At 63.1% G+C, this 14,086-nt stretch carries 13 protein-coding genes; all 13 read left to right on the forward strand.

What is annotated here, in order from left to right:
- Positions 1-98: 98 nt before the first annotated feature.
- Positions 99-1,187: an efflux RND transporter periplasmic adaptor subunit gene (locus GIB19_RS00005; protein ID WP_027592259.1), complete on the forward strand. Its 1,089-nt coding sequence runs from the start codon at positions 99-101 to the stop codon at positions 1,185-1,187.
- Positions 1,184-2,251 (forward strand): efflux RND transporter periplasmic adaptor subunit, encoded by a 1,068-nt coding sequence (locus GIB19_RS00010; RefSeq protein ID WP_085272205.1) that lies wholly within the window; start codon positions 1,184-1,186, stop codon positions 2,249-2,251. The genes GIB19_RS00005 and GIB19_RS00010 overlap by 4 nt, the downstream gene beginning before the upstream one ends.
- Positions 2,248-5,301, forward strand: a complete 3,054-nt coding sequence (locus GIB19_RS00015) for an efflux RND transporter permease subunit (protein ID WP_099430732.1) — start codon at positions 2,248-2,250, stop codon at positions 5,299-5,301. The genes GIB19_RS00010 and GIB19_RS00015 overlap by 4 nt, the downstream gene beginning before the upstream one ends.
- A 258-nt stretch (positions 5,302-5,559) precedes the next feature.
- Positions 5,560-5,742: a sulfur starvation response protein OscA gene (gene oscA, locus GIB19_RS00020; RefSeq protein WP_003258557.1), complete on the forward strand. Its 183-nt coding sequence runs from the start codon at positions 5,560-5,562 to the stop codon at positions 5,740-5,742.
- Between the two features lie 48 nt (positions 5,743-5,790).
- On the forward strand, positions 5,791-6,798 hold the full coding sequence (locus tag GIB19_RS00025; RefSeq protein ID WP_033702118.1) for a sulfate ABC transporter substrate-binding protein: 1,008 nt from the start codon (positions 5,791-5,793) through the stop codon (positions 6,796-6,798).
- 186 nt (positions 6,799-6,984) lie between these two features.
- Entirely contained in the window at positions 6,985-7,803 is an 819-nt protein-coding gene (gene cysT / locus GIB19_RS00030) for a sulfate ABC transporter permease subunit CysT (RefSeq protein WP_012274724.1), read from the forward strand.
- 12 nt (positions 7,804-7,815) lie between these two features.
- Positions 7,816-8,688, forward strand: a complete 873-nt coding sequence (gene cysW, locus GIB19_RS00035) for a sulfate ABC transporter permease subunit CysW (RefSeq protein WP_027592263.1) — start codon at positions 7,816-7,818, stop codon at positions 8,686-8,688.
- Positions 8,689-8,691: 3 nt separating this feature from the next.
- Positions 8,692-9,681, forward strand: coding sequence for a sulfate/molybdate ABC transporter ATP-binding protein (locus GIB19_RS00040; protein ID WP_027592264.1), 990 nt, complete (start codon positions 8,692-8,694; stop codon positions 9,679-9,681).
- A 370-nt stretch (positions 9,682-10,051) separates the two neighbouring features.
- Positions 10,052-10,852 carry an energy transducer TonB gene (locus tag GIB19_RS00045; RefSeq protein ID WP_099430731.1) on the forward strand — a complete coding sequence of 267 codons (801 nt, stop codon included), beginning with the start codon at positions 10,052-10,054 and terminating at the stop codon, positions 10,850-10,852.
- Between the two features lie 40 nt (positions 10,853-10,892).
- On the forward strand, positions 10,893-11,615 hold the full coding sequence (locus tag GIB19_RS00050) for a MotA/TolQ/ExbB proton channel family protein (RefSeq protein ID WP_099430730.1): 723 nt from the start codon (positions 10,893-10,895) through the stop codon (positions 11,613-11,615).
- A 1-nt stretch (position 11,616) separates the two neighbouring features.
- Positions 11,617-12,018: an ExbD/TolR family protein gene (locus GIB19_RS00055; RefSeq protein ID WP_027592267.1), complete on the forward strand. Its 402-nt coding sequence runs from the start codon at positions 11,617-11,619 to the stop codon at positions 12,016-12,018.
- 547 nt (positions 12,019-12,565) lie between these two features.
- Positions 12,566-13,147 carry an alpha/beta hydrolase gene (locus tag GIB19_RS00060; RefSeq protein ID WP_027592268.1) on the forward strand — a complete coding sequence of 194 codons (582 nt, stop codon included), beginning with the start codon at positions 12,566-12,568 and terminating at the stop codon, positions 13,145-13,147.
- A gap of 62 nt (positions 13,148-13,209) precedes the next feature.
- Positions 13,210-14,040: a sigma 54-interacting transcriptional regulator gene (locus GIB19_RS00065; RefSeq protein ID WP_085272209.1), complete on the forward strand. Its 831-nt coding sequence runs from the start codon at positions 13,210-13,212 to the stop codon at positions 14,038-14,040.
- The last annotated feature ends 46 nt before the right edge of the window (positions 14,041-14,086 follow it).

A 14,086-nucleotide genomic window follows, 5' to 3' on the forward strand; every position in this document is an offset into this window, starting at 1 on the left:
AAATACTCGAGTGATCTCCATCAGTGATGTTTGCTGAACCCTGAACTACGCTGACAGTCGCATCTCACAAATCATTTGTGCGCAAGCTAGGAGCCTGCATGAGGGTGACGCGTCCACTGGTGCTGGCAGGCCTGAGTGTGCTGTACATGCTCACCGGCTGTAGCAAGGAAGAAACCCCCGAGACGCTGCCTCGGGTCGGTGTGCAACAGGTCCAGCCTACCGATTTCGCTGCCAGGGTGACCCTGACCGGCGACGTACAAGCGCGGGTGCAAACCGACTTGTCGTTCCGTGTGGGCGGCAAGATTATTTCGCGCAGCGTCGATGTGGGCGATCACGTCAAGGCCAACCAGGTACTGGCACGGCTAGACCCGAAAGACCTGCAGAACAACGTCGACTCGGCCAAGGCCGAGGTGTTCGCCGCCCAAGCGCGCGTGACGCAGACGGCCGCGGCTTTCGTGCGTCAGCAAAAGCTGCTGCCCAAAGGCTATACCAGCCAGAGCGAGTACGACTCCGCCGAAGCCGCGCTGCGCAGCAACCAGAGCGCGCTCAAGGCCGCCCAGGCGCAGCTGGCCAATGCCAATGAACAGCTGAGCTACACCGCGCTGGTGTCCGAAGCCGCCGGCGTGATCACCGAGCGCCAGGCCGAGGTCGGCCAAGTGGTGCAGGCCACCATGCCGATCTTCGGCTTCGCCCGCGATGGCGACCGTGATGCAGTGTTCAACGTGTATGAATCGTTGCTGGTGGCACCGCCAAGCGATGAGGGGGTGATTGTGAAGCTGCTCGATGACCCCAACGTCCAGGCGCAAGGCTTCGTTCGCGAAGTGACGCCAACCGTTTCAGCCCAAAGTGGCACGGTGCAGGTCAAGGTCGGCCTGCGCAACGTGCCGCCCGGGATGCAGCTGGGCTCACCGGTGACGGCCACTGCCAATACCCAGGGGCGTTCCAGCATCGAGCTGCCCTGGTCGGCCTTGACCAAGGCCTTGCATGAGCCTGCCGTCTGGGTGGTGGGCGAGGGCGACAAGGTCGAACTGCGCAAGGTTGAAGTAGCGCGCTACCTCACCGGCAAGGTCGTGGTCGCCAACGGCCTCAAAGGCGGCGAGACCGTGGTGGTCAATGGCGGGCAGTTGCTGCACCCCGGCATGCAGGTGGAAAAAATCGATGAAAAGGCTGCGGGGGATGCGCCATGAAGCGCTTGCTGTTATTGCTCCCGGTCGGGCTGTTGCTGGTTGCTTGCAGCTCTGAGGAAGAAGCGGTCGAGCCCGTTCGGCCGGTGCTTTCGGTGAAGGTCGAACCGCAGGTGCAAGCGCAACTTGGGCGCTTTGCCGGCAGCATTCAGGCGCGCTTCGAGAGCACCTTGGGCTTTCGCGTGTCCGGGCGTATTGCCCGGCGTTGGCTTGATGTGGGGGCGCAGGTGAAGCCTGGGGACACACTGGCTACCCTCGACCCCACCGACCAGCAGAACCAGTTGCGTGCCGCCGAAGGCGACTTGGCCAAGGTCCAGGCGCAGTGGATAAACGCCCAGGCCGATGCGCGCCGTCAGCAGCAGCTGTACGACCGCGGTGTCGGCGCCCAGGCCCAGCTGGACATTGCCCAGACCAACCTGAAAACCACCGGTGCGGCGCTGGAGCAGGCACGCTCGGCGGTTAGCCAGGCGCGTGACCAGCTTGATTACAGCACCCTGCGCACCGACCACGCGGCGGTGATCACTGCCTGGCAGGCCGAAGCTGGGCAAACGGTAACGGCGGGCCAGGCTGTCGTGACCCTGGCCCGGCCAGACGTCAAGGAAGCCGTGATCGACCTGCCGATCGGCGTGGGCGAGCAACTCGACAAGGGCCTCACCTTCACCGTGGCCTCGCAGCTCGACCCCAGCATCAACACCACGGCCTCGTTGCGCGAGCTGGAACCGCAAGCCGACGCCACCACGCGCACCCGGCGTGCACGCCTGACCCTGGCCAGCACACCGGCCGCCTTCCACCTTGGCACCGCGATCAGCGTGAGCCTGAGCTCTGCGGTCACGCCGCGCAGTGAGCTGCCCCTGAGCGCCTTGCTCGAGCGTGACGGCAAGACCCAGGTGTGGGTGATCGACACGCAGCAGAAAACCGTGGCGACCCGGGATGTCGCCTTGATCGACCGCACCCGCGAACACATCGTCATCGCCTCCGGCGTACAGCCAGGCGAGCGCGTGGTGACTGCCGGCGTCAACAGCCTCAAGCCTGGCCAGAAGGTCACCTTCGACGAGGATGCGCAATGAAAGGAAGCTTCAACCTGTCCGAATGGGCGCTCAAGCATCAATCGTTCGTCTGGTACCTGATGTTCGTCGGCTTGCTGATGGGGATTTTTTCCTACTTCAACCTGGGCCGTGAGGAAGACCCGTCGTTCACCATCAAGACCATGGTCATCCAGACCCGCTGGCCCGGTGCGACCCAGGACGAAACCCTGTACCAGGTCACCGACCGCATCGAGAAGAAGCTCGAAGAACTGGACTCGCTCGACTACACCAAAAGCTACACCCGCCCGGGCGAGTCAACGGTCTACGTGTACCTGCGCGACACCACCAAGGCCAAGGACATCCCGGACATCTGGTACCAGGTGCGCAAGAAGATCCAGGACATCCGCGGCCAGTTCCCCGAGGGCATCCAGGGCCCGGCGTTCAACGATGAATTCGGTGATGTGTTCGGTTCGATCTACGCCTTCACCTCCGATGGCCTGACCTTGCGGCAACTGCGGGACTACGTGGAGCAGGCCCGCGCCGAAGTGCGCGAAGTGCCCAACATCGGCAAGATCGAGCTGGTCGGCACCCAGGACGAAGTGCTGTACCTGAACTTCTCCACCCGCAAACTGGCAGCCTTGGGTATCGACCAGCGCCAGGTCATGCAGGCGCTGCAATCGCAGAACGCGGTGACCCCGGCAGGGGTGATCGAGGCGGGCCCCGAACGTATTTCGGTGCGCACCACCGGCCAGTTCGCCTCTGAAAAGGACCTGGAAACGGTCAACCTGAGGATCAATGACCGCTTCTTCCGCCTTGCCGACATTGCCGATATCGAGCGCGGCTACGTCGACCCGCCGTCACCGATGTTCCGCTACAACGGCCAGACCGCCATTGGCCTGGCCATCGGCATGAAGGCGGGCGGTAACATCCAGGTGTTCGGCGCCGCGCTGAAGAAGAAGATGGACAGCGTGATCGCCGACTTGCCGGTGGGGGTGGGTGTGCACACCGTGTCCGACCAGGCCGTGGTGGTCAAACAGGCGGTGGGTGGCTTTACCAGCGCACTCTTCGAGGCCGTGGTGATCGTGCTGGCGGTGAGCTTCGTCAGCCTCGGCGTGCGCGCCGGGCTGGTGGTGGCCTGCTCGATCCCGCTGGTGCTGGCCATGGTCTTCGTGTTCATGGAGTACAGCGGCATCACCATGCAACGGATCTCGCTGGGCGCCTTGATCATCGCCCTGGGCCTGCTGGTGGACGATGCGATGATCACCGTGGAGGTGATGGTCACACGCCTGGAAATGGGCGAGAGCAAAGAGCAGGCCGCGACCTTTGCCTACACCTCGACGGCGTTCCCGATGCTGACCGGTACCCTGGTGACGGTGGCCGGCTTCGTGCCGATCGGGCTCAACGCCAGTTCGGCAGGTGAGTACACCTACACACTGTTCGCGGTGATCGCCGTGGCGTTGATCGTGTCGTGGGTGGTGGCGGTGTTCTTCGCCCCGGTGCTGGGCGTGCATATCCTCAGCAGCAAGGTCAAAGCCCACGAGGCCGAACCCGGGCGCGTGGGCCGGGCATTCGAGGGCGGCCTGCTGTGGTGCATGCGCAACCGCTGGCTGACCATCATTGGCACCGTGCTGCTGTTCGCGCTGGCGATATTCTGCGAGCGCTTCGTGCAGAACCAGTTCTTCCCATCATCCGACCGCCCCGAAATCCTGGTCGACCTCAACCTGCCGCAAAACGCCTCGATCGAAGAGACCCGTAAAGTCGTCGACCGGCTGGAGGCCAGGATCAAGGACGACCCGGACCTGGTGCGCTGGAGCACCTACATTGGCCAGGGCGCGATTCGCTTCTACCTGCCCCTCGACCAACAATTGCAGAACCCCTACTACGCGCAGTTGGTGATCGTCAGCAAAGGCTTCGAAGAGCGCCAGGGCATGATGGATCGCCTGCAGAAACTGCTGCGTGAAGAGTTCGTCGGCATCGGCACCAACGTGCAATCGCTGGAGATGGGCCCGCCGGTGGGCCGGCCGATCCAGTACCGGGTCAGCGGCCAGGACATCGACCAGGTGCGCAAGCACGCCATCGAGCTCGCCACCTTGCTCGATGCCAACGAGCACATCGGCGAGATGATCTACGACTGGAACGAGCCGGGCAAAGTGCTGCGCATCGAGATTGCCCAAGACAAAGCGCGTCAGCTGGGGCTGTCGTCCGAAGACGTGGCCAACGTGATGAACAGCATCGTCACCGGCGTGCCGATTACCCAGGTCAACGACAACATCTACCTGGTCAACGTGGTTGCCCGCGCCGAAGACAGCGAGCGTGGCTCGCCCGATACCTTGCAGAACCTGCAGATCCTGACCCCCAATGGCACCTCGATTCCGCTGCTGTCCTTCGCCACGGTGCGTTACGAGCTGGAACAGCCGTTGGTCTGGCGGCGTGATCGCAAGCCGACCATCACCATCAAGGCGTCGGTCAATGGTGACATCCAGCCCACCGACCTGGTGGCTCAGCTCAAGCCCAAGATCGACGAGTTCGCCAGCAAACTGCCGGTCGGCTTCGAGGTGGCGACCGGCGGTACGGTGGAGGAGAGCGCCAAGGCGCAAGGGCCGATCCGCAAGGTCATTCCGTTGATGCTGTTCCTCATGGCGACCTTCCTGATGATCCAGCTGCACAGCGTGCAGAAGCTGTTCCTGGTGGTCAGCGTGGCGCCGTTGGGCTTGATCGGGGTGGTGCTGGCGTTGGTGCCTACGGGTACGCCGATGGGCTTTGTGGCCATTCTCGGGATTCTGGCCCTGGCCGGTATCATCATTCGTAACTCGGTGATCCTGGTGACCCAGATCGATGAGTTCGAGGCGCAGGGGTTGTCACCGTGGGATGCGGTGGTGGAGGCCACCAACCACCGGCGGCGGCCGATCTTGCTGACGGCGGCCGCGGCCAGCTTGGGCATGATCCCGATTGCCCGCGAGGTGTTCTGGGGGCCGATGGCCTACGCCATGATTGGCGGGATCATCGTGGCCACCTTGCTGACGCTGCTGTTTTTGCCGGCGCTGTATGTGGCCTGGTACAAAATCCGCGAGCCAGAAAAACAATCATCCTGACAACACCTTCCGTTGTAGGAGCAGCCTTGTGCTGCGAAGAGGCCGGTACAGCCATCCGTGTTTGAGGGTGAATGTACCGGCCTCTTCGCAGCACAAGGCTGCTCCTACAGGGGAAATGTGAGGCTTGTGAAAATGGTTATATAAACATTCTTAAACAGTATTTTTAAGAATATCCCCGCCTCACTACTATTGCCCTCAAGCCAGGCGCAAATCCCCTTCAAACCTCTGCCCGGCACCCTCACTCCAAGGAGAACGAGCATGAGTGCATCTCTGCGTAGCATCGACGGTCAGGACGAAGCCACCATTCTGCGTGAGATCCAGAGCGCCCTGCGCGATCTGCGTTTCGGTGCGGTGGAGATTACCGTGCACAACGCTCAGGTCGTCCAGATCGAGCGCAAGGAGAAGTTCCGCCTGCAACAGCCCGGCAACAAGACCGGCTGATCGCGCCACACCTCTAAAACTAGAAAAATGCCAATCGGGAGCTTCACCATGTCCATCCGCCGTTATGCGCTCGCCGCCCTGGCCAGTGCTGTTTTTGCCGGTTCCGCAATCGCCAAGGACTACGAACTGCTGAACGTGTCCTATGACCCGACCCGTGAGTTGTACCAACAGTACAACGCCGAATTCATCAAGCACTGGCAGCAGTCCCACCCGGACGACAAGGTGAAGATCCAGCAATCCCACGGTGGCTCGGGTAAACAGGGCCGCGCCGTGATCGATGGCCTGCGTGCCGACGTGGTGACCCTGGCCCTGGCCGGCGACATCGACGAAATCGCCAAGCTCGGCAAGACCCTGCCGGACAACTGGCAGACCCGCCTGCCGGACGCCAGTACCCCGTACACCTCGACCATCGTGTTCCTGGTGCGCAAGGGCAACCCGAAAGGCATCAAGGACTGGGGCGACCTGATCAAGAAAGACGTCTCGGTCATCACCCCGAACCCGAAAACCTCTGGCGGCGCCCGCTGGAACTTCCTCGCCGCCTGGGCCTATGGCCTGAAGACCGGCGGTAGCGAAGACAAGGCCAAGGCTTACGTGCAGGAGCTGTTCAAGCACGTGCCGGTGCTCGATACCGGCGCCCGTGGCTCGACCATCACCTTCGTCAACAACGGCCAGGGCGACGTCCTGCTGGCCTGGGAAAACGAAGCCTTCCTGGCGCTGAAGGAAGACGGTGGCGCAGACAAGTTCGAAATCGTCGTGCCGTCGCTGTCGATCCTGGCCGAGCCACCGGTGGCCGTGGTCGACAAGAACGCCGAGAAGAAGGGCAATACTGCGATTGCCACCGAATACCTCAAGCACCTGTACAGCCCGGCTGGCCAGAAGATCGCCGCCGAGAACTTCTACCGCCCACGTGACGAGAAGGTCGCTGCTGAATTTGGCAAGCAATTCCCGAAACTGGACCTGGTCACCATCGACAAGGACTTCGGTGGCTGGAAGACTGCACAACCCAAATTCTTCAATGATGGCGGTGTGTTCGACCAGATCTATCAGGCACAGTAAGCGGTTATGGAAAAACGGGGCCGCTGTGCGGCCCATTCGCGGCACAAGGCCGCTCCCACAAGGAACCGCGCTCCCCTGTGGGAGCGGCCTTGTGCCGCGAATGGGCTGCACAGCAGCCCCAAGATTCAGAAGCCTGCACTGGCCCGGGATTGATTCCGGGCTTCGTGCGTTCAACCAGGGATACTTATGTCACGTCGTATTTCCCCCGTCATACCCGGCTTCGGGCTGACGCTGGGTTACACCTTGGTGTACCTCAGCCTGATTGTGCTGATTCCGCTGGCGGCCATGTTCATCCATGCCTCGCAGCTGACCTGGGAGCAGTTCTGGAACATCATCAGCGCGCCGCGGGTCATCGCCGCGCTCAAGCTGAGTTTCGGCACCGCCCTGTTCGCCGCCATCATCAACGGTGTAATCGGTACGCTGCTGGCCTGGGTACTGGTGCGCTACACCTTCCCCGGGCGCAAGATCATCGACGCGATGATCGACCTGCCGTTCGCCCTGCCTACCGCCGTGGCCGGTATCGCCCTGACGGCCCTGTACGCCCCGGCGGGCTGGGTTGGCCAGTTCGCCACCGACCTGGGCTTCAAGATCGCCTACACACCGCTTGGCATCACCTTGGCGCTGACCTTCGTGACCCTGCCGTTCGTGGTGCGCACTGTGCAGCCGGTGTTGGCCGACATCCCGCGTGAAGTCGAAGAAGCCGCCGCCTGCCTGGGCGCAAAACCGCTGCAGGTGTTCCGCCACATCCTGGCTCCGGCACTGCTGCCTGCCTGGCTGACCGGCTTTGCCCTGGCCTTCGCCCGTGGGGTGGGTGAGTATGGTTCGGTGATCTTCATTGCCGGCAACATGCCGATGAAGACCGAGATCCTGCCGCTGCTGATCATGGTCAAGCTCGACCAATACGACTACACCGGCGCGACTGCCATCGGCGTGCTGATGCTGGTGGTTTCCTTCATCCTGCTGCTGCTGATCAACCTGCTGCAGCGCCGCATCGAAACCCCTTGAAGGAGGCCGGCTATGTCTAGTTCATCCCTGAGCGCTACCGCCGCCGCCAATGCCGCCCGCCGTGGCAGCGCCACCTCGCGGCGCATCCTGATCGGCCTTGGCTGGCTAGTGTTCGCGCTGTTCTTGCTGCTGCCGCTGGTGATCGTGGTATCGCAGGCGCTGAAAAACGGTTTCGGCACTTTCTTCGAGGCGATCTTCGAGCCCGACGCCTTGTCGGCGCTCAAGCTCACCCTGTTTGCCGTGGCCATCTCGGTGCCGCTGAACCTGGTGTTTGGCGTCAGCGCGGCGTGGTGCGTGAGCAAGTACACCTTCCGTGGCAAGAGCGTGCTGGTGACCCTGATCGACCTGCCATTCTCGGTCTCGCCGGTGATCGCGGGCCTGGTCTACGTGCTGATGTTCGGCGCGCAGGGCCTGTTCGGCCCCTGGCTGCAGGACCATGACATCCAGATTGTGTTCGCGCTGCCGGGCATCGTCCTGGCGACGATCTTCGTTACCGTGCCATTCGTTGCCCGTGAACTGATCCCGCTGATGCAAGAGCAGGGCACCCAGGAAGAAGAGGCCGCGCGCCTGCTGGGCGCCAATGGCTGGCAGATGTTCTGGCATGTGACCCTGCCCAACATCAAATGGGGCCTGATCTACGGCGTGGTGCTGTGTACGGCGCGGGCGATGGGTGAGTTCGGCGCGGTGTCGGTGGTGTCCGGCCATATCCGCGGCGTTACCAACACCTTGCCGCTGCACGTGGAGATCCTCTACAACGAGTACAACCACGTCGCGGCCTTCAGCGTGGCCAGCCTGTTGCTGATCCTGGCGCTCTTCATCCTGCTGCTCAAGCAGTGGAGCGAGAACCGTATTAACCGCCTGCGCCATAGCGCTGCGGAGGAATAATTCATGTCGATCGAAGTTCGTAATGTCAGCAAGCGCTTCAACAGCTTCCAGGCCCTGGACAACATCAACCTGGATATCCACAGCGGTGAGCTGGTGGCCTTGCTCGGCCCGTCCGGCTGCGGCAAGACCACCCTGCTGCGCATCATTGCCGGCCTGGAAACGCCGGATGACGGCAGCATCGTGTTCCATGGCGAGGATGTGTCTGGCCACGACGTGCGTGATCGCAACGTCGGCTTCGTGTTCCAGCACTACGCGTTGTTCCGCCACATGAGCGTGTTCGACAACGTCGCCTTCGGCCTGCGCATGAAGCCAAAGGGCGAGCGCCCGAGCGAAAGCAAGATTGCCGAAAAGGTGCATGAGCTGCTGAACATGGTCCAGCTCGACTGGCTCTCCGACCGCTACCCCGAGCAGCTTTCCGGTGGCCAGCGCCAGCGTATCGCCCTGGCCCGCGCCTTGGCGGTAGAGCCTAAGGTGCTGTTGCTCGACGAGCCGTTCGGTGCCCTGGATGCCAAGGTGCGTAAAGAGCTGCGCCGCTGGCTGGCGCGCCTGCACGAAGACATCAACCTGACGTCGGTGTTCGTCACCCATGACCAGGAAGAGGCCATGGAAGTCGCAGACCGCATCGTGGTGATGAACAAGGGTGTGATCGAGCAGATCGGCTCGCCGGGTGAAGTGTACGAGCAGCCGGCCAACGACTTCGTCTACCACTTCCTCGGCGACTCCAACCGCCTGGCCTTGAGCGAAGGCCACCACGTGCTGTTCCGCCCGCATGAAGTGTCGCTGTCGCGCCATGAAACCGAAGGCCACCATGCCGCCGAGGTGCGCGATATCCGCCCGCTGGGCGCGACCACCCGGGTGACCTTGAAGGTGGAAGGGCAGAGCGAGCTGATCGAGGCCGAAGTGGTCAAGGACCACGACAGCCTGACCGGCCTGGCGCGCGGCGAGACGCTGTTCTTCAGGCCGAAGGTGTGGCAGAAGGTGGCGGATATCTAAGCTACCCCAGCGTATGGAACCCGGGCTCTGTCCCGGGTTTTTATTGCCTGGTGGATTGCTGAGGCTGCTTCCCACCCCTTCGCCGCACAATGCTGCAGCGCGATTCCCTGTAGGAGCAGCCTTGTGCTGCGAATCGAGGGCGCAGCCCTCGCAGCAATCTCATGCCTTACGCGAATATTTTGCATGCCCAAAAAGCATCGCGAATCGCCCTCCAGCTCACAGCCCGCGAAATCCGTGGCCTTCACACGATCGCTCAAAAACAATATTCAATTAAGTTCTAACCATAATTTTAAACATTACTTTAAGAGATAAGCCTCTGGCCCCGATGATTCAGCCACACACCTGAATCGAGACCCCAGGAGTTTGATCAATGGGTAATGTCCAGACGGCCGTCAGAGCCTACGACCAGCCATGGCGCCCGGCACCGGGCGACCTGGTCGAGCTTGGACGCACGCTTCGTCTTCCGCTTGGCCAGCAGCGCCTGCAACGCACGCCTGCCAGCGGCCTCAAGCGCCGCGACAAGCTGGCGTTGGCGCTGCTGGTACTGGCGCTGCACGGCGCCGCCGCCTACTGGGTCAGCCAGGCACCGACGCCTGAGCTCCCCGTGGTGCCGCCGCAGGTGCCACCCATGACCATCGAGTTCGCCGCCCCTGCGCCGCCCGTGGTCGAGCCGCCACCCCCGGCACCCGCGCCGCCGGTAGTCGAGCCACCGCCGCCGCCACCGGTAGTCGACGAGCTGGCCGCCAAGCCCAAACCGAAGCCAAAACCGATCCCTAAACCGGTGGTCAAGCAGGCGCCCAAGCCGCAGCCGAAACCGGTCGAGGCACCGCCACCGGCACCCGTTGCAGCCCCGGCACCGCCAGCCCCTGCGCCACCCGCGCCGGCGCCGGTGACACCGGCTTCAGCCAACGCCGCGTACCTCAAGAACCCGGCGCCGGAGTACCCGCAGATGGCCCAGCGCCGCGGCTGGGAAGGCACCGTGCTGTTGCGCGTCGAGGTGTTGCCCAGTGGCAAGCCGGGGCAGATCCAGGTGCAGAAGAGCAGTGGCCGCGATGCCTTGGACGCCGCTGCGCTGGCCGCCGTCAAGCGCTGGAGCTTCGTCCCCGCCAAGCAAGGCGACGTGGCCCAGACCGGCTGGGTCAGCGTGCCAATCGACTTCAAGCTTCGCTAACGCATTTCACAGAATCAGCAGAACATAGGAAGACATCATCATGAGCCTGTTGGCATCCCCCCTCGAATCCGTTGAAAGCGCAGTCATCTGGCTGCTGGTTGGTTTCTCTGTCGTCACCTGGGGCCTGGCCCTGGTCAAGGTCGTGCAGTTTGTGCGGCTGAAGAACCAGGACAAACGCTTCCACCAGCAATTCTGGGCAGCCTCCAGCCTGGACTCGGCCGCCGAAATCAGCCATGAGCTGCCTGGCCCGGCCGCCCGCGTTGCGCAGTCCGGTTATGCCGCTATTGCCGTCGGCGATACCACCCAGGCCAACGACCTGAGCCACGCCATCAACCACCAGGACCGCCTCGAACGCGCCCTGCGCCAGCAGATCGTCCGCGAGCGCCGTTCGCTGGAAACCGGCCTGGCGGTGGTCGCCAGTATCGGCAGTACCTCGCCCTTCATCGGCTTGTTTGGCACCGTGTGGGGCATCATGGAAGCGCTCAAGGGCATCAGTGCGGCAGGTTCCGCCAGCCTCGAGACCGTGGCCGGGCCGATCGGCGCGGCACTGGTGGCCACGGGGGTGGGTATCGCCGTCGCGGTGCCAGCGGTACTGGTTTACAACTACTTCCTGCGCCGCCTCAAGCTGACCGCAGCGGACCTGGACGACTTCGCCCATGACTTCTACAGCCTGGCGCAGAAGAGTGCCTTCCGGGTACTGGTGCACCCTGCCGTGCACAAAGCCCAGGCCGGTTTCACTCAGCCGGTGAAGGAGGCGTCCTGATATGGCCTTTTCGACCCAGGACAGCGACGAAGTCCTCAGTGAAATCAACGTCACGCCGTTGGTGGACGTCATGCTGGTGCTGCTGGTGGTGTTCATCGTCACTGCGCCGCTGCTGACCAATGCCATCCCCATCAACTTGCCCAAGACCGAGGCGGTGGCACCGGTGGAGCAGAAAGACCCGCTGGTGGTGAGCATCGACGGGGCTGGCAAGTTGTTCATCAACAAGGACGAGATCCAGCCGGACCTGCTGGAGACCAACCTCAAGGCGGCCAAGGCCAAGGACGCGGAAGTCCGTGTGCAGTTGCAGGCCGATGATGGCGTGAACTACGGCGAAGTGGCGCGGGCCATGGCGGCGATTGAACGTGCGGGGATCAGCAAACTGGCGGTGATCACCGCGCGCTGATTCGGCAATCCTCTTCAGGCAAGTGACTCTCTTTGAGAGCTTATGGGCCACATCTCTTGGCAGGGGTTGGCCCTTTTTTTTGGGCCTGATGGATAGGTATTGGGCTACAAGGTGTTTGCCGGTGAATGTTTAGCGCCTGGTAGATCGAGCGCCGCCCGCGCGGCGCATCGCGAGCAACGCTCGCTCCTACGTTTGTTTTTGGCCAGTAACGCCTGTGACAGGCGCGCGCGACCGCCTTGGCGCATGGCGGGTTATCGCGTCGAACAAACAAGGCGGTCGCGCGCGTTTGCCCCAGGAATAACTGGCCCGAAACAAACGTAGGAGCGAGCGTTGCTCGCGATGCGCCGCGCGGGCGGCGCTCGATCTGCGCCCCACCGCCCCCCCAAGCCAGGCCCCCCGTGGCCATCCCCCATCCTCGCAACAATCGCTTCGCACCCCCCAACAAAAATTCCTTTAGGTTATTAACAAATAGCTTCTTATTCCTTTACGAATATAACTCCCTCCCTATACTGGTCTCCAAGCACGCAAACTTACTGGAGGCGTCCCCATGCGCAATGAGTCGATTCGTTACCTGATTGTGCCGGGCTGGCAAGGATCGCCAGACAACCATTGGCAGAGTCACTGGCAGCGCACCCTGCCCAACAGCGCCCGGGTCGAGCAGCACGACTGGCTGACCCCGCAGCGGCGCGATTGGGTGCAGGCCCTGGAGCAGGCGATTGCCGCCGAACGCTCGCCGGTGATTCTCATCGCACACAGCCTGGGCTGCGTCACGGTCGCCCACTGGGCCGCCGAGGCCAGCCCGGCGTTGCTGCGTCAGGTACGTGGCGCATTGCTGGTGGCGCCGGCGGATGTCGAGCGGCCGACCTGCGCGCCAGCCCTGCGCAACTTCGCGCCGATTCCGATGCAGGCGTTGCCGTTCCCAAGCCAGGTGGTCAGCTCCGACAACGACCCGGCGGTAAGCGTGCCGCGCGCGCTGCACCTGGCCCAGGCCTGGGGGGCCGAAGCGGGCTTGCTGACCAACGCCGGGCACATCAACGTCAAGTCCGGCCACGAGCGTTGGGAACAAGGCTTCGCCTACCTGTACCGCTTGCAGAGCCGGGTGGAGCAACGTGCACTGCGCCGCGCCTGATCGCCTACTGATTACCGTTTGCCTGACGCCCGGCCACCGAAGGCCTGGGGCGGGAGTTTTTCATGACTTTTCAAAACCCGTTTGGCCAGCCGCTGCTGACCTTTCCCGAGCTGGACAAGAGCCCACTGAGCATTCGTGCCAAGGCCCTGGTGTTCATCGACCCGCGCTCGCAACAGCTGCGCGAAGACCTCGAACGCCTGGCGCCGCAGCCCTTGCCGGTGTTGATTCGTGGCGAAACCGGCACCGGCAAGGAGTTGCTGGCACGGCAGATTCACCGCGCCAGTGACCGCGCCGGGCTGTTCGTCTCGGTCAACTGCGCGGCCATCAGCCCGACCTACGCCGACGCCGAGTTGTTCGGCTACAGCGCCGGCACCCACGGCGGCACTGCCAGCAGCCGCGCCGGCTGGTTCGGCTCGGCCAACGGCGGCACGCTGTACCTGGACGAGATTGCCGACTTGCCGCTGGAGATTCAGGGCAAGTTGCTGGCCGCGCTGGAAAACCGTGAAGTGACACGCGTCGGCGCGCAGCAGCCTCAGCCTGTGGATGTACGTCTGGTGGCGGCGACCAGCATCGACCTGGCGCGGGTGGTGAAAGCCGGCAGGTTCAATGAGCGCTTGTACCAGTACCTGCGTGAGGGCGCGCTGGAGCTGCCGCCGTTGCGCGAGCGACGTGGCGATATCCTGCCGCTGGCCGAGTACTTCGTGGGTATCTACACCGCCCGCCTGCAGCGCTCGGTGCCGCTGATCAGCGACGCCGCCCAGCAGGTGCTGGAAGCCCATGCCTGGCCCGGCAACACCCGCGAGCTGGAGAACGTCATCCACTTCGCCTTGCTGGTGAATGACAGCGAAGAGATCCAGCCGGAAGACCTCGACCTGGCCAACCCTGCGCGCTAGACAGTGCTCATAAGCAAAGGCGGTGATGGCAGTTTGTTTTTGGAAT

Origin of the sequence: Pseudomonas sp. ITEM 17296 (assembly GCF_028895205.1) — a bacterium.
GTDB lineage: Bacteria > Pseudomonadota > Gammaproteobacteria > Pseudomonadales > Pseudomonadaceae > Aquipseudomonas > Aquipseudomonas kermanshahensis.